Origin of the sequence: Shouchella clausii (assembly GCF_002250115.1) — a bacterium.
Taxonomy (GTDB): Bacteria; Bacillota; Bacilli; order Bacillales; family Bacillaceae_D; genus Shouchella; species Shouchella clausii.
Window position 1 is genome coordinate 1,176,556 of the sequence record NZ_CP019985.1, and the last position, 19,457, is coordinate 1,196,012.

General features: G+C 46.2%; 28 protein-coding genes. All 28 read right to left on the reverse strand.

What is annotated here, in order from left to right; all coding sequences use genetic code 11:
* Positions 1 to 4: 4 nt before the first annotated feature.
* The 28 genes from secY to rpoC all read right to left on the reverse strand — a co-directional run bounded on the left by secY (position 5) and on the right by rpoC (position 19,189).
* Positions 5 to 1,315, reverse strand: coding sequence for a preprotein translocase subunit SecY (secY, locus tag BC8716_RS05625; protein ID WP_094424296.1), 1,311 nt, complete (start codon positions 1,313 to 1,315; stop codon positions 5 to 7).
* Positions 1,315 to 1,755 (reverse strand): 50S ribosomal protein L15, encoded by a 441-nt coding sequence (gene rplO / locus BC8716_RS05630; RefSeq protein WP_011245033.1) that lies wholly within the window; start codon positions 1,753 to 1,755, stop codon positions 1,315 to 1,317. The genes secY and rplO overlap by 1 nt, the downstream gene beginning before the upstream one ends.
* A 37-nt stretch (positions 1,756 to 1,792) precedes the next feature.
* The gene (gene rpmD, locus BC8716_RS05635; RefSeq protein ID WP_011245032.1) at positions 1,793 to 1,981 is read right to left on the reverse strand and encodes a 50S ribosomal protein L30; all 189 of its coding nucleotides are present in this window, start codon (positions 1,979 to 1,981) and stop codon (positions 1,793 to 1,795) included.
* Positions 1,982 to 1,994: 13 nt separating this feature from the next.
* Positions 1,995 to 2,495, reverse strand: a complete 501-nt coding sequence (rpsE, locus tag BC8716_RS05640) for a 30S ribosomal protein S5 (RefSeq protein WP_011245031.1) — start codon at positions 2,493 to 2,495, stop codon at positions 1,995 to 1,997.
* A gap of 24 nt (positions 2,496 to 2,519) precedes the next feature.
* Positions 2,520 to 2,882: a 50S ribosomal protein L18 gene (rplR, locus tag BC8716_RS05645; RefSeq protein ID WP_011245030.1), complete on the reverse strand. Its 363-nt coding sequence runs from the start codon at positions 2,880 to 2,882 to the stop codon at positions 2,520 to 2,522.
* A 30-nt stretch (positions 2,883 to 2,912) separates the two neighbouring features.
* Positions 2,913 to 3,449 (reverse strand): 50S ribosomal protein L6, encoded by a 537-nt coding sequence (gene rplF / locus BC8716_RS05650; RefSeq protein ID WP_062751223.1) that lies wholly within the window; start codon positions 3,447 to 3,449, stop codon positions 2,913 to 2,915.
* 30 nt (positions 3,450 to 3,479) lie between these two features.
* Positions 3,480 to 3,878: a 30S ribosomal protein S8 gene (gene rpsH / locus BC8716_RS05655; protein ID WP_062751225.1), complete on the reverse strand. Its 399-nt coding sequence runs from the start codon at positions 3,876 to 3,878 to the stop codon at positions 3,480 to 3,482.
* A gap of 26 nt (positions 3,879 to 3,904) precedes the next feature.
* Positions 3,905 to 4,090, reverse strand: coding sequence for a type Z 30S ribosomal protein S14 (locus BC8716_RS05660; protein WP_011245027.1), 186 nt, complete (start codon positions 4,088 to 4,090; stop codon positions 3,905 to 3,907).
* A 24-nt stretch (positions 4,091 to 4,114) separates the two neighbouring features.
* Positions 4,115 to 4,654: a 50S ribosomal protein L5 gene (gene rplE, locus BC8716_RS05665; protein ID WP_011245026.1), complete on the reverse strand. Its 540-nt coding sequence runs from the start codon at positions 4,652 to 4,654 to the stop codon at positions 4,115 to 4,117.
* 27 nt (positions 4,655 to 4,681) lie between these two features.
* Positions 4,682 to 4,990, reverse strand: coding sequence for a 50S ribosomal protein L24 (gene rplX, locus BC8716_RS05670; protein WP_011245025.1), 309 nt, complete (start codon positions 4,988 to 4,990; stop codon positions 4,682 to 4,684).
* A 40-nt stretch (positions 4,991 to 5,030) separates the two neighbouring features.
* The gene (rplN, locus tag BC8716_RS05675; protein ID WP_011245024.1) at positions 5,031 to 5,399 is read right to left on the reverse strand and encodes a 50S ribosomal protein L14; all 369 of its coding nucleotides are present in this window, start codon (positions 5,397 to 5,399) and stop codon (positions 5,031 to 5,033) included.
* Positions 5,400 to 5,430: 31 nt separating this feature from the next.
* On the reverse strand, positions 5,431 to 5,691 hold the full coding sequence (gene rpsQ, locus BC8716_RS05680; protein WP_011245023.1) for a 30S ribosomal protein S17: 261 nt from the start codon (positions 5,689 to 5,691) through the stop codon (positions 5,431 to 5,433).
* Between the two features lie 15 nt (positions 5,692 to 5,706).
* Complete coding sequence (gene rpmC, locus BC8716_RS05685; protein WP_011245022.1) at positions 5,707 to 5,910, reverse strand: 50S ribosomal protein L29; 204 nt, start codon at positions 5,908 to 5,910, stop codon at positions 5,707 to 5,709.
* Positions 5,897 to 6,334, reverse strand: a complete 438-nt coding sequence (gene rplP, locus BC8716_RS05690; protein ID WP_011245021.1) for a 50S ribosomal protein L16 — start codon at positions 6,332 to 6,334, stop codon at positions 5,897 to 5,899. Before rplP ends, rpmC begins: the two co-directional genes overlap by 14 nt.
* Before the next feature lie 2 nt (positions 6,335 to 6,336).
* Positions 6,337 to 6,999, reverse strand: a complete 663-nt coding sequence (gene rpsC / locus BC8716_RS05695) for a 30S ribosomal protein S3 (RefSeq protein WP_011245020.1) — start codon at positions 6,997 to 6,999, stop codon at positions 6,337 to 6,339.
* 3 nt (positions 7,000 to 7,002) lie between these two features.
* Positions 7,003 to 7,347: a 50S ribosomal protein L22 gene (gene rplV / locus BC8716_RS05700; RefSeq protein WP_011245019.1), complete on the reverse strand. Its 345-nt coding sequence runs from the start codon at positions 7,345 to 7,347 to the stop codon at positions 7,003 to 7,005.
* A 23-nt stretch (positions 7,348 to 7,370) separates the two neighbouring features.
* Positions 7,371 to 7,646, reverse strand: coding sequence for a 30S ribosomal protein S19 (gene rpsS / locus BC8716_RS05705; protein WP_094424297.1), 276 nt, complete (start codon positions 7,644 to 7,646; stop codon positions 7,371 to 7,373).
* A gap of 60 nt (positions 7,647 to 7,706) precedes the next feature.
* Positions 7,707 to 8,537, reverse strand: a complete 831-nt coding sequence (rplB, locus tag BC8716_RS05710; protein WP_094424298.1) for a 50S ribosomal protein L2 — start codon at positions 8,535 to 8,537, stop codon at positions 7,707 to 7,709.
* Positions 8,538 to 8,565: 28 nt separating this feature from the next.
* Positions 8,566 to 8,853 (reverse strand): 50S ribosomal protein L23, encoded by a 288-nt coding sequence (gene rplW / locus BC8716_RS05715; protein WP_062751228.1) that lies wholly within the window; start codon positions 8,851 to 8,853, stop codon positions 8,566 to 8,568.
* The gene (rplD, locus tag BC8716_RS05720; protein ID WP_094424299.1) at positions 8,853 to 9,476 is read right to left on the reverse strand and encodes a 50S ribosomal protein L4; all 624 of its coding nucleotides are present in this window, start codon (positions 9,474 to 9,476) and stop codon (positions 8,853 to 8,855) included. Before rplD ends, rplW begins: the two co-directional genes overlap by 1 nt.
* A 24-nt stretch (positions 9,477 to 9,500) precedes the next feature.
* The gene (gene rplC / locus BC8716_RS05725; protein ID WP_011245014.1) at positions 9,501 to 10,121 is read right to left on the reverse strand and encodes a 50S ribosomal protein L3; all 621 of its coding nucleotides are present in this window, start codon (positions 10,119 to 10,121) and stop codon (positions 9,501 to 9,503) included.
* A gap of 37 nt (positions 10,122 to 10,158) precedes the next feature.
* A complete protein-coding gene (gene rpsJ, locus BC8716_RS05730; protein WP_011245013.1) occupies positions 10,159 to 10,467 on the reverse strand; it encodes a 30S ribosomal protein S10 in 309 nt (102 codons plus the stop codon).
* 289 nt (positions 10,468 to 10,756) lie between these two features.
* Positions 10,757 to 11,947, reverse strand: a complete 1,191-nt coding sequence (tuf, locus tag BC8716_RS05735; protein ID WP_062751231.1) for an elongation factor Tu — start codon at positions 11,945 to 11,947, stop codon at positions 10,757 to 10,759.
* Between the two features lie 121 nt (positions 11,948 to 12,068).
* Positions 12,069 to 14,147 (reverse strand): elongation factor G, encoded by a 2,079-nt coding sequence (gene fusA / locus BC8716_RS05740; protein ID WP_094424300.1) that lies wholly within the window; start codon positions 14,145 to 14,147, stop codon positions 12,069 to 12,071.
* 38 nt (positions 14,148 to 14,185) lie between these two features.
* Entirely contained in the window at positions 14,186 to 14,656 is a 471-nt protein-coding gene (gene rpsG, locus BC8716_RS05745) for a 30S ribosomal protein S7 (protein WP_011245010.1), read from the reverse strand.
* A 43-nt stretch (positions 14,657 to 14,699) separates the two neighbouring features.
* The gene (rpsL, locus tag BC8716_RS05750) at positions 14,700 to 15,119 is read right to left on the reverse strand and encodes a 30S ribosomal protein S12 (protein ID WP_011245009.1); all 420 of its coding nucleotides are present in this window, start codon (positions 15,117 to 15,119) and stop codon (positions 14,700 to 14,702) included.
* Between the two features lie 100 nt (positions 15,120 to 15,219).
* Entirely contained in the window at positions 15,220 to 15,468 is a 249-nt protein-coding gene (locus tag BC8716_RS05755; RefSeq protein WP_094429172.1) for a 50S ribosomal protein L7ae-like protein, read from the reverse strand.
* A gap of 100 nt (positions 15,469 to 15,568) precedes the next feature.
* On the reverse strand, positions 15,569 to 19,189 hold the full coding sequence (gene rpoC / locus BC8716_RS05760) for a DNA-directed RNA polymerase subunit beta' (protein WP_094424301.1): 3,621 nt from the start codon (positions 19,187 to 19,189) through the stop codon (positions 15,569 to 15,571).
* Between the last annotated feature and the right edge of the window lie 268 nt (positions 19,190 to 19,457).

Consider the following 19,457-nt stretch of genomic DNA (forward strand, 5'->3'; position numbering starts at 1 on the left):
CTTTTTAGTTAATGAAGCCTTTATACGAACGTTTAATGAGCTGCCCTTCGATTTGTTTCATCGTATCTAGCGCAACGCCGACGATGATTAACAAGCCCGTGCCGCCAATTTGCACTTGCTGCGGCAAGTCAAGTAGCGCAATAAACACAACCGGTATCGTTGCGATGGTCGCAAGGAATAGAGCGCCAACGAACGTAAGCCGATATAAAATTTTCGTGATAAAAGACTGCGTTGCTTGACCAGGACGAATGCCAGGGATATACCCGCCTTGCCGTTTCAAATTATCGGCCATTTTTTCCGGGTTAACCTGTACAAATGTGTAAAAATACGTAAACGCGATAATCAAGACAACAAAAATGCTGCCGCCGATCCATGAACTCGGCACGAAATGTTCCACAATCCATCTTGCCCATGCCTTGTCCTCTGGCCCAACAAATGAAGCAATGGTTGACGGAAAATAAAACAATGCTGAGGCAAAGATGACCGGAATGACCCCTGCAGCGTTCACTTTAATCGGCAAATGCGTTGACTGTCCGCCTACTTGGCTGCGATTGACGACGCGCTTCGCATATTGGACAGGTATTTTCCGCAAGGCTTGGTGCACGTAAATGACGCCAATGATAATCAGTAAAACGATTAAAGCGAGCAATGCAACGGTGGCGATGCTCAAAAACAACTGGTCGCCTGCGCCTTCAATTTCAGATGTATATAAAGCATTCAGCATGTTTGGAACGCCGGCTGCAATACCTGCAAAGATAATGAGCGAGATTCCATTCCCTACACCGTGAGCTGTAATCTGCTCCCCTAGCCACATTAAAAATGCTGTACCGGCTGTAAGGACGATGGCGATATAGACGTACGTCATCACAGATGGATTTTCAATCAAGCCAGGGCCTGCTCCTTGATACATTGAATTAAAACCGACTGACATGGCGATCGCTTGGACAAACCCTAAAACAATCGTACCATATCGAGTTACTTGCGTTAGCTTTTTCCGACCAGCCTCGCCCTGTTTCGCCCATTCTGCAAACTTCGGCACTACATCAAGTTGAAGAAGCTGAACAACGATCGAGGCTGTGATGTAAGGCATGATCCCCATTGCAAAAATCGAGAAGTTGCTTAGTGCGCCGCCGCCAAAGGTATCGAGAAACCCGAAAGCATTAGCGCCGCCAAAAAGCATCTCAAGCGCATCACTGTTCGTGCCTGGCACGGGTATGAATGCGCCGATTCGAAAAACAATAAGCATCAGAAGCGTAAAGACGATTTTTCGACGTAAATCTCTCACACGGAAGATGTTGGAGATCGCCTTAAACATTAAACCACCTCGGTTTTTCCGCCAGCAGCCTCAATTGCTTTTACTGCAGATGCAGAGAACTTATGAGCTTTTACAGTCAAGTTTTTGTCTAGATTGCCATTGCCAAGAACTTTAATGCCGTGCTTAACGTTTTTTACCGTTTTTGTTTCAATAAGAAGTTCTGGAGTCACTTCTGTGCCCGCTTCAAAACGATTCAGCACGTCTAGGTTCACAACTGTGTACTCTTTACGGTGAATGTTCGTAAATCCACGTTTTGGCAAACGGCGATAAAGTGGGTTTTGCCCACCTTCAAATCCAGGACGAACGCCGCCGCCTGAACGGGCTTTTTGTCCTTTGTGGCCTTTGCCTGCCGTTTTTCCGTTGCCAGAACCGATACCGCGACCTACACGATTGCGGACTTTGCGTGAACCTTCTGCTGGTTGTAGTTCGTGAAGTTTCATGCTTCCTACACCTCCTCGTTATGAAAAAATGATCTATTTACGCATCGATTTCATTAACAGTAATCAAATGTTTAACTTTGTTTACCATTCCGCGGATCGCTGCATTATCTTCTTGTACGACCGTTTGGTGCAATTTACGCAAACCAAGCGTATTTACTGTCACGCGTTGATCGCTTGGGCGGCCAATCAAGCTACGTGTAAGGGTGATTTCTAATTTCTTCGCCATCGTAATCCCTCCCTTAACCTAACAGTTCTTCTACGGATTTGCCACGTAGTTTCGCTACTTCTTCAGCACGCTTCAAGTTTGTTAGGCCAGTTATAGTAGCGCGAACCATGTTGATCGGGTTGCTTGAGCCAAGAGATTTGGAAAGGACGTCACCGATGCCAGCGAGTTCAAGCACAGCACGTACAGGACCGCCAGCGATAACGCCAGTACCTTCAGAGGCTGGCTTCAAAAATACGCGACCCGCACCAAAACGCCCAACAATTTGGTGTGGAATCGTTGTATTAACGATCGGCACTTCAATTAAGTTTTTCTTTGCATCTTCTACAGCTTTACGAATGGCTTCAGGCACTTCTTGTGCTTTCCCCATTCCAAAACCGACGTGTCCGTTTTTGTCACCTACGACAACGAGCGCGGCAAAACGAAAACGGCGTCCACCTTTAACCACTTTTGCAACACGGTTGATTGTGACAACTTTTTCTTCAAGTTCCAATGTGTTTGGATCGATAGAACGCATATACGATGTTTCCCTCCTTCGTAATTAGAATTTAAGGCCAGCTTCGCGAGCGCCATCAGCGAGCTCAGCTATACGGCCGTGATATAAGTAGCCTCCACGATCAAAGACCACTGATTCGAATCCCGCATCAACCGCACGTTTTCCTACAAGTTCGCCGACTTTACGCGCAGCTTCTTTGTTGCCGCCGTTCTCAAGCCCCAACTCTTTGTCAAGCGTAGAAGCTTGTGCAAGAGTTACGCCATTCACATCATCAATTAGCTGAGCGTAAATGTGCTTAGAAGAACGGAATACGTTCAAACGTGGACGCTGCGGCGTACCGCTTAGTGTGCGGCGTACGTGAGCGTGTCTTTTCTTACGGCCTGCATTTTTGTTAGGCTTCGTAATCATGAGACGTCATTCCTTTCTATACGAAACTAATTATTTACCAGTTTTGCCTTCTTTGCGACGCACATATTCGCCTTCATAACGAATCCCTTTGCCTTTGTAAGGTTCAGGCAGACGCACAGCGCGAATGTTTGATGCAAGCGCCCCAACTCGTTCTTTGTTGATTCCTTTTACAACCACTTTCGTATTGGAAGGAACTTCGATTTCAAGGCCTTCTTCAGGAGTGATTTCAACTGGGTGAGAGTAACCAACGTTAAGCACAAGCTTGTTGCCAGATTTGGAAGCACGGTAACCGACACCGTTCAGTTCTAGCGCGCGTTCAAATCCTTTTGTTACACCTTCAACCATGTTGTTTACAAGCGCACGCATCGTTCCGTGAAGAGCACGGTGCTCTTTATGGTCAGATGGGCGTTCAAATGTAATTTCGTTGCCCTCAACAGTAATGTTAATATCCGGGTGAAGCTCACGGCTTAATTCACCTTTTGGACCTTTGACAGTGCAAAGGTTTCCGTCGAATGTAACTGTGACGCCATCAGGAATAATGACAGGTTTTTTACCTACGCGAGACATTTATGTCCACCTCCATTCATTTAAAGCTACTTACCAAACGTAAGCGAGCACTTCTCCGCCGACTTGTTGTTGACGTGCTTCTTTGTCGGTCAAAACGCCTTTTGAAGTTGAAACAAGCGCAATGCCTAAACCACCAAGAACACGTGGAAGTTCATTTGATTTTGCGTATACGCGCAATCCAGGTTTTGAAATACGTTTCAATCCAGTAATTACACGTTCGTTAGATGGGCCGTATTTAAGGAAGATACGGATTACACCTTGTTTGTTGTCTTCAATGAATTCGTAATCGCGAATGAAGCCCTCGCGCTTAAGAATATCGGCAATCTCTTTTTTAAGCATAGAGGCCGGCAGTTCTAGTTTTTCATGGCGTACAAGGTTCGCATTACGAATACGTGTCAGCATATCTGCAATTGGATCAGTCATGACCATTGATAATTACCTCCTTCCAATCGTTTTTACCAGCTTGCTTTTTTCACGCCAGGAATTTGCCCTTTGTAAGCAAGTTCTCTGAAGCAAATACGGCAAAGTTTGAATTTGCGCAGCACTGAGTGAGGACGGCCGCAACGCTCACAACGAGTATAAGCTTGAACATTATATTTCGGTGTGCGTTTTTGCTTTGCGATCATTGATTTTTTTGCCAACGTGTTCCCTCCTCTTCTAAGAGATTATTTTTGGAACGGCATGCCTACTTGAGTAAGTAATTCACGCGCTTCTTCGTCTGTTTTCGCAGTTGTGACGATGACAATGTCCATACCGCGGACTTTATCGACTTTATCGTAATCAATCTCAGGGAAAATAAGTTGCTCTCTCACGCCGAGCGTGTAGTTTCCGCGACCGTCAAACGCTTTTTTGGAGACACCGCGGAAGTCGCGAACACGTGGCAATGAAACAGATACTAATTTATCCAAGAAGTCATACATGCGCTCGCCACGCAATGTTACTTTTGCACCGATTGGCATTCCTTCACGGAGTTTAAAGCCGGCAATCGATTTTTTTGCTTTCGTAATGACAGGCTTTTGACCAGTGATCGCTTGCAGTTCTTCAACCGCTTTGTCGAGCACTTTCGCATTTTGAACGGCATCGCCAATGCCCATGTTGACAACGATTTTTTCAATCTTTGGCACAGCCATTACTGATGGGTAATTAAACTTCTCTGTTAGAGAAGAAACGATTTCGTTTTGGTATTTCTCTTTTAAACGATTCATTGAAGTGGTCCTCCTTTCACACACTGACTACTTGATGATTTCGCCAGATTTTTTTGCAACGCGTACTTTTTTGCCGTTTTCTTCTTTGTAGCCCACTCGAGTGCGTTCACCTGTCTTTGGATCAACAAGCATGACATTGGAAGAGTGGATCGGTGCTTCTTGGTTTAGAATTCCGCCTTGTGGATTGTCTTGCGACGGCTTGGCGTGTTTTTTCACCATGTTTACACCTTCAACGAGCACACGGCTTTTTTTCGGGTAAGCTTCTAGTACCGTCCCTTGCTTCCCTTTGTCTTTGCCTGTAATGACAACGACTTTGTCGCCTTTTTTGACATGCATACAATGGCACCTCCTTAAGCTTAGTTCATCAATTCTCTGCTTAAAGAACTTCTGGAGCAAGAGAAACGATTTTCATGAACTGGTTGTCACGAAGTTCACGTGCAACTGGTCCAAAGATACGAGTTCCGCGCGGGCTTTTGTCGTCACGGACAATGACTGCTGCGTTTTCGTCAAATTTGATGTAAGAACCATCATTGCGGCGTACACCACTTTTTGAACGAACAATTACAGCTTTTACAACGTCGCCTTTCTTGACAACGCCCCCTGGTGTTGCTTCTTTTACCGAACAAACAATGACATCGCCAATGTTCGCTATCTTACGCCCAGAGCCACCTAGCACTTTAATGCAGAGCACTTCACGGGCCCCAGAGTTGTCGGCGACTTTTAAGCGGCTTTCTTGTTGGATCATTCAGTTTTACCTCCCTTCAACGGACGCATTGTCAAATGATGATCGCTTCTTCGACGATCTCTACTAAACGGAAACGTTTATCTTTTGAAAGCGGGCGTGTTTCCATAATGCGGACAATGTCGCCTACTTTTGCAGTGTTTTGTTCATCATGCGCTTTAAATTTCTTTGAGTATTTTACGCGTTTTCCGTAAAGGCGGTCTTTTTTATACGTTTCAACGAGTACAGTAATGGTTTTATCCATTTTATCAGAAACGACACGCCCTTGGTAAACTTTACGCTGGTTGCGGTCCATGCAGCAAACCCTCCTTTAGCCGTTGTTAATTCCGAGCTCACGTTCGCGCAAGACCGTTTTAGCACGAGCGATGCTTTTACGGACTTCACGGATACGAACTGGGTTGTCAAGTTGTCCAGTTGCGAGTTGAAAGCGTAGATTGAATAACTCTTCTTTAAGAGATTGTGTCTTTTGTTCAATTTCAGCAGTGGTTAAATCGCGGAGATCAGTTGCTTTCATTTGAGTCACCACCCACTTCTTCGCGTTTTACAAACTTACATTTAATCGGTAATTTGTGAGAGGCAAGACGTAATGCTTCGCGGGCAACTTCTTCAGATACACCGGAAATTTCGAACATAATCTTACCTGGTTTCACAACGGCAACCCATCCTTCAGGTGCCCCTTTACCAGAACCCATACGAACTTCAAGCGGCTTTGCTGTGTATGGCTTTGAAGGGAAAATTTTAATCCATACTTTACCGCCACGTTTCATGTAACGAGTCATCGCAATACGAGCTGCCTCAATTTGACGGTTTGTAATCCATGAAGCTTCAAGAGCTTGCAAGCCAAACTCGCCAAAGTGGACTTCTGTACCGCCTTTTGCACGTCCGCGCATTTTTCCGCGGTGTTCGCGGCGGTATTTTACACGTTTAGGCATTAACATGATTAGTTGCCTCCTTCCTCTTTGTTCGTTCCTTTCGTTGGAAGAACTTCACCACGATAAACCCAGATTTTTACGCCGATTTTACCGTATGTTGTATCAGCTTCAGCTGTACCATAGTCAATATCAGCACGAAGCGTGTGAAGTGGAACAGTTCCTTCGCTATAGTGCTCAGCACGAGCAATGTCTGCTCCGCCAAGGCGGCCTGACACTTGTGTTTTAATTCCTTTTGCACCAGCGCGCATAGTGCGTTGAATTGCTTGTTTCATTGCACGACGGAATGAAATACGGTTTTCAAGTTGACGAGCAATGTTTTCAGCAACAAGCTTTGCATCAAGGTCTGCTTGCTTAATTTCTGAAATGTTAATGTGCACGCGTTTTCCTGTTAGCTCATTAAGAGATTTACGAAGCGCTTCAACTTCTGAACCGCCTTTTCCGATCACCATACCTGGCTTGGCAGTAGAAATTGTGATGTTCACACGGTTCGCAGCACGCTCAATTTCTACTTTAGAAACAGAGGCATCTTTTAGACGGCCTTCTACATGCTCGCGAATCGCGATGTCTTCGTGAAGCAAGTCTGCGTAGTCTTTCTTGCCGGCATACCATTTAGAATCCCAATCACGGATGACGCCGACGCGCAGACCGACTGGATTTACTTTTTGACCCATATGTTATCCCTCCTTCTTTTCTGTTACAACCAATGTAATATGGCTTGTGCGTTTATTGATCCGGCTAGCGCGGCCTTGTGCGCGAGGGCGGAAACGTTTCAGCGTTACGCCTTCGTTCACGTACGCTTCAGATATTACGAGATTGTTTGGCTCCATTTCATAGTTGTGCTCAGCGTTCGCAATTGCCGAATTTAAAAGCTTTTCAACTACTGGAGAAGCAGCTTTAGGCGTGTGTTTTAAAATAGCGATGGCTTCACCGACTTGCTTACCACGAATAAGATCGATCACAAGACGGACTTTGCGAGGCGCTATGCGGACTTGCTTCGCAACAGCTTTAGCTTGTTCCATGAGAAAAGGTCCTCCTTCCTTACTTAGCGTCTTGTTTTCTTATCAGCGGCATGCCCTTTGTACGTACGAGTAGGGGCAAATTCGCCAAGTTTGTGACCAACCATATCTTCAGAAACGTAAACCGGTACATGCTTGCGGCCATCATAGACAGCAAACGTGTGGCCGATAAATTCAGGGAAAATCGTTGAACGACGAGACCAAGTCTTCACGACTTTCTTGTCATTCGTTGCGTTTAATGCTTCTACTTTTTTCATGAGATGACCATCAACGAAAGGTCCTTTTTTCAAACTACGGCCCATATATGTTCCTCCTTTCGGGATTCGTCCACGGTTCTGCGTGAGAACCGCAGGCAAACCACGTTATTTTTTACGACGGCGAACAATGTACTTGTCGGAGTGTTTGTTTTTCTTACGTGTTTTGTAACCAAGCGTTGGTTTGCCCCATGGTGACATTGGCGACGGACGGCCAATTGGCGCTTTTCCTTCACCACCGCCATGCGGGTGATCGTTAGGGTTCATAACAGAACCACGAACAGTTGGGCGGATGCCTTTCCAACGTGAACGTCCAGCTTTACCGATGTTAATCAGTTCATGCTCAACATTTCCGACTTGGCCAATTGTAGCGCGGCAAGTAGATAAAATGTAGCGTGTTTCCCCTGAGTTCAAACGAACGAGGGCATAATCGCCTTCTTTACCAAGAAGCTGGGCTTCTGTGCCTGCTGAACGGACTAGCTGGCCGCCTTTTCCTGGACGAAGCTCGATATTGTGGATCACTGTACCTACTGGAATATTCGCTAACGGCAATGCGTTACCTGTTTTAATGTCGGCATCAGGGCCAGACACGATAACAGTGCCAACTGTTAGGCCTTTAGGCGCTAGAATGTAACGCTTCTCGCCATCGGCATAGTTGATTAAAGCGATATTCGCGGAACGGTTTGGATCGTATTCGATCGTGGCAACGCGTCCTGGAATTCCATCTTTGTTGCGTTTAAAGTCGATAATGCGATATTGACGTTTATGGCCGCCACCTTGGTGACGTACAGTTAAACGACCTTGGTTGTTGCGTCCGCCTTTTTTATGCAAAGGAGCAAGCAACGACTTTTCCGGCTTGTCAGTCGTAATTTCCGCAAAATCAGATACGCTCATATTACGACGACCGGCACTGGTCGGTTTATACTTTTTAATTGCCATTTTTGTGATTCCCTCCTTCTCTTGTTACTTACACTTCAAAGAAGTCTAGTTCTTTACTGTCAGCAGAAAGCTGAACAATTGCTTTTTTGCGTTTAGGGGTAAAGCCCGTGTAGCGTCCGAAACGCTTCGCTTTCCCTTTATAATTTACTGTGTTAACGTTTGTCACTTTCACTTCAAAGATTTCTTCAACAGCATCTTTGATTTGTGTTTTGTTGGCGCGGACGTCAACTTCAAACGTGTATTTTTTGTCTTCCATCAGTTCAGTAGAACGTTCAGTGATGACAGGGCGCTTAATGATATCACGTGCGTTTGACATTACGCAAGCACCTCCTCTACCTTTTCGACTGCGTCTTTTGTGATGACAAGCTTGTCATGTTTAAGCAAGTCAAGTACGTTTACGCCGTCGGCTGTAAGGAACGTGATCCCTGGCAAGTTCCGTGCAGACAAAGCAACATTTTCGTTGTAGTCAGCTGTTACAACGAGTGCTTTTGAATCTACAGAAAGGCTTGCAAGCACGTCCTTCATAGCTTTCGTTTTGATTGCTTCTAATTTCAAGTCATCTAGTACAACTAACTCTGAGTCTTTCACTTTAGATGAAAGCGCTGATTTAATAGCAAGACGACGAACTTTCTTCGGCAGTTTATAGCTATAGCTGCGCGGTGTTGGGCCAAATACTACGCCACCGCCAACCCATTGTGGGCTGCGAATGGAACCTTGGCGAGCACGCCCAGTTCCTTTTTGACGCCATGGCTTTCTTCCGCCGCCGCGTACTTCTGAACGGCCTTTAGTTTTGTGTGTACCTTGACGAAGAGATGCTTGTTGCATAACAACAGCGTCATGTAAGACACTTTCATTTGGCTCAACACCAAATACGTTGTCCGCTAGTTCGATCTCTCCTACTTGTGAACCTGATTGGTTAAAAAGTGATACTTTCGGCATTCGAATGGCCTCCTTTCTTAAGCGTTACGCCTTAACTGCAGATTGCACAGTTACATAGCTTTTCTTAGCCCCTGGTACGTTGCCTTTAACGAGAAGCAAGTTGCGCTCTTCGTCAACGCGAACGATCTCAAGGTTTTGCATTGTAATTTGTTCTCCGCCCATACGGCCAGGAAGCGCTTTGCCTTTAAATACACGGTTTGGCGCTACAGGGCCCATTGAACCTGGACGACGGTGGTAACGAGAGCCGTGTGACATTGGTCCACGGGATTGGTTATGGCGTTTGATCGCGCCTTGGAACCCTTTCCCTTTAGACGTACCTGTTACGTCAACAAGATCTCCTGCTGCAAATGTTGTTACGTTAATCGCTTGACCTACCTCAACTTCGTCAAGATTAACGCCACGGATTTCCTTAATGAAGCGCTTAGGAGCCGTTTCAGCTTTAGCAGCATGGCCAGTAGCTGGTTTGTTCGGCTTTTTCGCATCAGCAAAACCGATCTGAATTGCCTCGTAGCCATCAGATTCCACTGTCTTCTTCTGAAGGACAATATTTGGTTCTGCTTCAATTACTGTTACTGGAATGACTTCGCCGTTTTCTGCAAACACTTGAGTCATACCGATTTTTCTACCTAAGATTCCTTTGGTCATCCGTTACACCTCCTACTATTGTTCGTTTTATATAGTCTTACAGTTTTATTTCAATATCAACGCCAGATGGTAAATCCAAACGCATCAATGCATCGACTGTTTGCGGCGTTGGATTAATGATGTCAATTAGACGTTTGTGCGTACGCATTTCGAACTGCTCGCGGGAATCTTTGTATTTATGAACCGCACGCAGAATCGTGTAGACCGATTTTTCAGTTGGAAGTGGGATCGGACCTGAAACGCTCGCACCTGAACGTTTTGCCGTTTCTACAATCTTCTCAGCTGATTGATCTAACACACGGTGATCATACGCTTTTAAACGAATACGAATCTTTTGTTTTGCCATGATAGCCCTCCTTTATCGTCCATTTTTAAAATAGACATACTCCGCGGAAATTTCCTCACCCTCCCATGGCAAAGGGGCCGGGTGTGTCAGCAACCTTCCGCATCATCGCTGTCAACGTGCAAACACGAAAATAACCGTTTCCTACCTTTCTCCTAGGCATGAAACGTAACCATCGGGCACACTTCTACTATTATATAGATTTAGGCCAATGAACGCAAGGGATTCAAGAAAAAAACATAAAACAAAAGAGGACGATCGATAACCGTCCTCTTTTGGCATAAGCATCAGCTTATTCAATAATCGTAGAAACAACGCCTGAACCAACAGTACGTCCGCCTTCACGGATAGAGAAGCGCGTACCTTCTTCAATTGCGATAGGCGCAATTAGTTCAACTGTCATTTCAGTGTTGTCGCCAGGCATTACCATTTCCGTTCCTTCTGGAAGGTTTACAACGCCAGTTACGTCCGTTGTACGGAAATAGAATTGTGGACGATAGTTAGAGAAGAATGGCGTATGACGTCCACCCTCGTCTTTAGAAAGGACATACACTTCAGCAGAGAACTTTGTGTGTGGCGTGATTGTGCCTGGTTTTGCAAGCACTTGGCCACGTTGGATTTCTTCGCGGGAAACGCCACGAAGAAGTGCGCCAATGTTGTCGCCAGCTTCTGCATAGTCAAGAAGCTTACGGAACATTTCTACACCTGTAACAGTTGTAGATTTTTTCTCTTCGTTGATACCAAGAATTTCAACCGTGTCGCCAACATTCAATTGTCCACGCTCTACACGGCCAGTCGCAACTGTACCACGACCAGTGATAGAGAATACGTCCTCAACTGGCATCATAAATGGTTTGTCTTTGTCGCGTTCTGGAGTTGGGATGTACTCATCGACTGCATTCATCAATTCGATGATTTTTTCTTCCCACTCAGCTTCACCTTGAAGAGCTTTAAGAGCAGAACCTTGGATAACAGGAACATCGTCGCCAGGGAAGTCGTACTCAGAAAGAAGGTCACGTACTTCCATTTCAACAAGCTCAAGAAGTTCTTCGTCATCAACCATGTCGCATTTGTTTAAGAATACAACAAGGTAAGGAACACCTACGTTACGAGAAAGCAAGATGTGCTCACGAGTTTGTGGCATTGGGCCGTCAGCAGCAGATACAACTAGAATACCGCCGTCCATTTGTGCAGCACCAGTGATCATGTTTTTAACATAGTCAGCGTGGCCTGGGCAGTCAACGTGTGCATAGTGACGAGAGTCTGTTTCATATTCAACGTGTGCTGTTGAAATGGTGATACCACGCTCGCGCTCTTCTGGAGCACCGTCGATCGCGTCATATGCCATTGCTTGGCCTTTACCAGAACGCTTTGCAAGTACAGTTGTAATTGCAGCTGTTAGAGTTGTTTTACCATGGTCAACGTGTCCAATTGTACCAATGTTGGCATGTGTTTTGGAGCGGTCGAATTTTTCTTTTGCCATGAGTCATTTTCCTCCCTTAAATACGGATTTGATTTTATGTCAATAAGAAAGGACGGCTGAATGGTCAGCCTATTCCTCCCCTAGCTTACAACAAAAAATGTCGCAAAACAACGAGAAGTAATTAAGCACCCGTTTGTTTTTTGATAATTTCTTCGGCAATGCTCTTAGGTACTTCTTCGTAGTGGTCGAAAACCATCGAGTATGTGCCACGTCCTTGCGTACGAGAACGAAGGCTTGTTGCATAACCGAACATTTCCGCAAGCGGTACAAACGCTTTTACAACTTGCGCATTTCCACGTGCTTCCATGCCTTCGACACGGCCGCGGCGTGCTGTTACGTCACCCATAATGTCACCCATGTATTCTTCTGGGACGACAATTTCAACTTTTGAAATCGGCTCAAGCAGAACTGGGTCACATTTTGACTTAGCGTTTTTAAGCGCCATTGAAGCGGCGATCTTAAAGGCCATTTCAGAAGAGTCGACATCATGGTATGAACCGTCATAAAGCTTTGCTTTAATGTCGATTACAGGATAGCCTGCAATCATACCGTTTTGCAACGCTTCTTCAATACCCGCTTGAACGGATGGGATGTATTCACGAGGAACGACGCCTCCGACAATCGCGTTTTCAAATTCAAAGCCAGCGCCTTCTTCGTTTGGCGAGAACTCGACCCAAACGTGTCCGAACTGACCGCGTCCACCAGATTGGCGAACGAATTTGCCTTCCACTTGTGCAGCAGTACGGATTGTTTCACGGTAAGAAACTTGCGGCGCGCCAACGTTCGCTTCAACTTTAAACTCGCGGCGTAGGCGATCAACGATAATGTCAAGGTGAAGTTCACCCATACCACCAATAACCGTTTCACCCGTCTCTTCGTCCGTAAATGTTTTGAAAGTCGGATCTTCCTCAGCAAGCTTTGCAAGCGCAATGCCCATTTTGTCTTGGTCGGCCTTTGATTTCGGCTCAACAGACAAATGGATAACTGGCTCTGGAAATTCCATAGACTCTAAAATAACAAGATTTTTCTCGTCGCATAGAGTATCGCCAGTTGTTGTATCTTTCAAACCAACAGCAGCTGCAATATCGCCGGAGTAAACAGTTGAAATTTCCTCACGGGAGTTTGCGTGCATTTGCAGGATACGTCCGATACGCTCACGCTTGTCTTTCGTTGCATTGCGCACGTAGGAACCAGAGTTAAGCGTACCTGAGTAAACACGGAAGAATGTAAGTTTCCCTACAAACGGATCCGTCATTACTTTAAAAGCCAATGCGGCAAACGGTTGGTCGTCGCCAGGCTCACGCGTTACTTCTTCATCTGTTCCAGGGACTTGGCCGCGGATTGCTGCGACGTCAAGCGGTGATGGCAAGTAGTCAAGCACTGCGTCAAGAAGCGCTTGAACCCCTTTGTTCTTAAAGGCAGTACCACAAACGACTGGGTAGAACTCAACATTACAAGTTCCTTTGCGGATAGCCGCTTTTAGTTCGTCTTTTGTTAATTCTTCGCCTTCTAGATACTTCATCATGAGCTCTTCGTCTAATTCTGCTACAGCTTCAACCAACGATTCACGAAGGCTTTCCGCTTCGTCTTTATAGTCAGCAGGAACTTCAGTAACTTCCCAATCTTGTCCTAAGTCGTCTTTCGAAATATGCGCTTGCATTTCGATCAAATCGACAAAGCCGACAAAATCGTCTTCAGCGCCGATCGGCAACTGGATTGGATGTGCATTGGCCTGCAAACGGTCACGCAAAGTACTTACAGAATACATGAAATCGGCACCGGTTTTGTCCATTTTGTTGATGAATACAATACGCGGCACCCCGTATGTCGTCGCTTGACGCCATACTGTTTCTGTTTGCGGCTCAACGCCTGATTGCGCATCAAGTACCGCAACAGCTCCATCAAGTACACGTAACGAACGTTCAACTTCAACCGTAAAGTCTACGTGTCCAGGTGTATCAATAATGTTGATACGGTGGCCTTTCCACTGAGCTGTTGTAGCCGCAGACGTGATCGTAATGCCACGTTCTTGCTCTTGCTCCATCCAGTCCATTTGGGAGGCACCTTCGTGTGTTTCACCAATCTTGTGCACACGACCTGTGTAGAACAAAATACGTTCTGTTGTCGTCGTTTTACCGGCATCGATGTGAGCCATGATGCCGATATTACGCGTATCTTTTAAGGAGAATTCTCTTGCCATAGGTTCGTTCTCCTTTCTCTATCGAGTGAATAAGATTCTTACCAACGATAATGAGCAAACGCTTTGTTCGCTTCTGCCATTTTGTGCGTGTCTTCGCGCTTCTTGACAGCTGCGCCAGCATTGTTGGCTGCATCAAGAATTTCGTTAGCGAGACGCTCTTCCATTGTCTTTTCTCCACGAAGACGCGCATAATTGACCAACCAACGCAAACCTAGAGTCGTACGACGCTCTGGTTTTACTTCAATTGGCACTTGATAGTTAGAACCGCCGACACGGCGAGCTTTTACTTCAAGGACAGGCATAATGTTTTTCAACGCTTGATCAAATACTTCCATTGGATCGTTACCGCTACGCTCTTTTACTAGTTCAAACGCATTATAAAGAATCGTTTGTGCTGTTCCACGCTTCCCGTCAACCATGATGCGGTTAATGAGGCGGGTAACAAGTTTAGAATTGTATATTGGATCAGGCAATACGTCACGACGTGCAACTGGACCTTTACGAGGCATGTTTCCCCCTCCTTTCAACATTTATCTACATTAAAAACGTAGGTTATTTCTTATCTTTTGGCTTTTTTGTACCGTATTTTGAACGGCCTTGCATACGGTTTTGAACACCAGCAGTGTCAAGAGCGCCACGCACGATGTGGTAGCGTACCCCTGGCAAGTCTTTTACACGGCCACCGCGGATAAGCACAACACTGTGCTCTTGCAAGTTATGGCCAATGCCTGGGATGTATGCAGTAACCTCAATTTGGTTTGTCAAACGCACACGCGCATATTTACGAAGAGCCGAGTTCGGTTTCTTCGGCGTCATTGTGCCGACACGAGTACAAACACCGCGTTTTTGCGGAGAAGACACATCCGTTTGTGACTTCTTGAAACTGTTGTACCCTTTGTTCAACGCAGGCGAGTCAGACTTTTTCACTTTGTCTACACGGCCTTTGCGGATTAACTGGTTAATAGTAGGCATGTTTGTGTTCCTCCCTTCCACATTTTTAAGACCACTGATCCAGGTGGTTCATGTTTAGGCAAAAGAATATATTGTAAGGCGTAAGCGCCAAACAATATCTTTACTTCCTTAACGCTACAGCAGCAGCGCCAACATCAATTCCGCAAGCTTTTCCTAGCCGTTTCATTGAGTCGACATACACGACCGTCGCATCTGTATCTTTCGCGGCTTCAAGTACGTCTGCCACAACTCGTGGGTCAGCGTCTTTTGCCACGTACAATTCACTGACTAAACGAGCGTGTAAAGCTTTTTGTGTCTGTTTCTTACCGATAATCGGATCTTTTGCCTGCTCCACTTTTTCATAAGACATCATTCTCATCCTCCAAAGCAACAGGCCTCATCAGGCACACTTTGATATATTATCACCGCCTGATAGGCTGTGTCAACAGCCTATCGCGGCGATTCTAAAATTAATCTTGGACAAGCACTTCTTCTGGCGTACCCGCTTCTTCATTCTCAGCTCTTTCATCATGAGTGGAATGAATGCCGAGCGTTTTATAGCGAGCCAATCCAGTTCCCGCAGGAACGAGTTTGCCGATGATGACATTTTCTTTCAAGCCAAGCAACTCGTCGCGTTTTCCTTTAATGGCTGCGTCCGTCAAGACACGTGTTGTTTCTTGGAAGGAAGCAGCAGACAAGAAGGAATCCGTTTCAAGTGAAGCTTTCGTAATGCCTAACAGCACTGGGCGGCCAGTAGCTGGACGCATATTGCTTAACAACACTTTCTTGTTTGCTTCGTTAAAGCGTTGAATTTCAACGAGAGAGCCAGGAAGAATGCCTGTATCTCCAGCATCAACGACACGCACTTTGCGAAGCATTTGCCGAACCATTACTTCAACGTGCTTATCGCCAATTTCTACCCCTTGGAGACGGTATACTTTTTGGACTTCACGGAGCAAGTATTCTTGTACGCCGCCCATACCCGTTACTTTCAGAAGTTCTTTTGGATCAATCGAACCTTCTGTTAACGTTTGGCCAGCAACAACCTTGTCCCCGACTGCCACTTTCAGGCGAGAGCCATACGGAATCGAGTAACTTTTCGTCTCGAGTTCACTTTGTATAGTGACTTCACGTTTGTCACCGTCTCTAACATCGACTACATCGCCGTCGATTTCGGTAATAACGGCTTGCCCTTTTGGATTACGGGCTTCAAACAGCTCTTGAATACGCGGAAGACCTTGGGTAATATCGTCTCCAGCAACACCGCCTGTGTGGAACGTCCGCATTGTTAGCTGCGTTCCTGGTTCCCCGATGGACTGAGCGGCGATAATGCCTACTGCTTCGCCAACTTCTACATCGCTCCCAGTAGCGAGGTTGCGGCCATAGCAAGCCTTGCACACGCCGTGATGTGTGTTACAAGTGAAGACAGACCGGATTGTTACTGATTCAACGCCAGCATCAACAATTTGTTTAGCTGTGTCTTCATTCATCAACTCGCCGCGGCGGACAAGGACTTCATCCGTTTCTGGATGACGCACCGTTTTAAAAGCAACACGGCCGACTAAACGGTCATAAAGGCCTTCAATCGTTTCGGTGCCTTCTTGGATCGCCGTCACTTCCAAACCTCGGTCTGTGCCACAGTCATTTTCACGAACAATGACGTCTTGGGCTACGTCAACAAGGCGGCGCGTTAAGTAACCTGAGTCAGCTGTTTTCAGCGCTGTATCAGCAAGACCTTTCCGGGCGCCGTGCGTTGAAATAAAGTACTCAAGGACTGTCAGCCCTTCACGGAAGCTCGATTTAATTGGAAGTTCAATGATCCGTCCAGATGGGTTGGCCATCAAACCACGCATACCAGCAAGCTGTGTAAAGTTTGAGGCATTACCACGAGCGCCTGAATCACTCATCATGAAGATTGGGTTGCGGGCATCAAGCGTACCCATAAGCTTGCTTTGGATTAAGTCTTTGGCGTCGCTCCAAATTGAGATGACGCGGTCGTAACGCTCTTCTTCCGTGATCAAACCACGGCGGAATTGCTTCATAATGCGTTCTACTTTTTTGTCCGCTTCATCAAGGATCTCTTTCTTCTCGGAAAGGACGACAATGTCTGACACGCCTACGGTGATGCCGGCTTTCGTCGAATACTTAAAGCCAAGGTCTTTCATCCGGTCAAGCATTTTAGACGTTTCCGTAATCTTGAATTTCTTGAAGACTTCCGAAATGATGTTTCCAAGAAACCCTTTTTTAAATGGCGGAACAAGATCCCGTTCTTTCAAGAGTTGTTTTACATTGGTGTTGCTTGGCACCAAGTATTTTTCTGGCGTCTTCACTTCCAAGTTCGACGCCGTCGGCTCATTGATGTACGGGAACGAGTCAGGCATAATCTCGTTAAACAAAAGTTTTCCGACTGTTGTCAATAGCAACATGTTCGACTCTTCGTCAGCAAACGTCGGTTTATTCAGCGATGCCACTGGAACAGCAATACGTGTATGCAAGTGGACATAGCCGTTTTGATACGCGATTAGCGCTTCGTTGGAATCTTTAAATACAGAGCCTTCCCCACGGGCATTTGCATTTTCCATTGTCAAATAATAGTTGCCTAAAACCATATCTTGAGAAGGCGTTACAACCGGTTTGCCATCTTTAGGGTTCAAGATGTTTTGTGCAGCAAGCATGAGAATCCGTGCTTCCGCTTGTGCTTCCGCCGACAACGGCACGTGGACAGCCATTTGGTCGCCGTCAAAGTCGGCGTTGTATGCTGTACAGACAAGCGGATGCAATTTAATTGCACGCCCTTCTACTAAGATAGGCTCGAACGCTTGAATTCCAAGACGGTGCAATGTTGGCGCACGGTTCAGGAGGACAGGGTGCTCGCGGATGACTTCTTCAAGCACATCCCAAACTTCCGGCTGGACACGCTCGACTTTCCGCTTAGCGCTCTTAATGTTATGGGCAAGCCCTTTAGAAACAAGCTCTTTCATCACAAAAGGCTTGAATAATTCTAGCGCCATTTCTTTTGGAAGCCCGCATTGGTACATTTTCAAGTTAGGGCCAACTACGATAACCGAACGGCCGGAATAGTCAACCCGTTTTCCGAGCAAGTTTTGGCGGAAACGCCCTTGTTTCCCTTTTAGCATATGGGACAATGATTTTAACGGACGGTTCCCTGGGCCAGTAACTGGGCGGCCGCGGCGTCCATTATCAATCAAGGCATCGACAGCTTCTTGAAGCATCCGCTTCTCATTTTGCACAATAATGTTCGGCGCTCCTAAATCAAGCAACCGTTTCAAACGATTATTGCGGTTAATGACGCGGCGGTACAAGTCATTTAAATCAGAAGTAGCAAAGCGGCCGCCATCTAGCTGTACCATTGGCCGTAATTCTGGCGGAATGACAGGAAGAACATCAAGCACCATCCATGACGGTTCATTACCAGAATTGCGGAATGCTTCCAGCACTTCTAGCCGTTTAATCGCACGTGTACGCCGTTGCCCTTGTGCTGTTTCGAGCTCTTCTTTCAGGGCATTGACTTCTTTTTGTAAGTCAATGTCGGCAAGCAATTTGCGAATCGCTTCCGCACCCATAGAAGCTGTAAACGTACGGCCATATTTATCGTAATAAGCACGGTACTCTTTCTCTGACAAAAGCTGTTTTTTCTCTAGTGGTGTATCGCCTGGTTCAGTCACTACATAAGAAGCGAAGTATATGACTTCCTCAAGGGAACGGGGCGACATATCCAGCACAAGGCCCATCCGACTTGGAATCCCTTTAAAATACCAAATATGCGACACAGGAGCGGCAAGCTCAATATGCCCCATCCGTTCCCGGCGCACTTTTGCACGGGTAACTTCAACGCCGCAGCGATCGCAAACGACCCCTTTGTAACGGACACGCTTATATTTTCCGCAGTGGCATTCCCAGTCTTTCTGCGGCCCAAAAATACGCTCACAGAACAAACCATCTTTTTCCGGCTTTAATGTCCGGTAGTTGATTGTTTCTGGTTTTTTGACTTCTCCACGGGACCACGAGCGGATTTTATTTGGTGATGCCAAACCAATTTTCATGTATTCAAAGTTATTTACATCGATCAAGGGGCCAACCTCCCTTATGATTTCACCCAATGTGGGTAACTGTTCAATGCGGATTATTCTTGAGGGGCAAAGGGGAAGAAACGAATGTTTCTCCCCTCAGACTGTAGGCAAACGCTCGCATACGTCGTCGTTTGCCTCGGTCATATGCTCATGAACACACGTTCTATTCGCATCTTCCCTCGGCTGCACTCCTCGTCTGACAAGCGTTTTCTATCAGCCTGTTTCAGACTGTAGGCAAACGCTCGCATACGTCGTCGCTTGCCTCGGT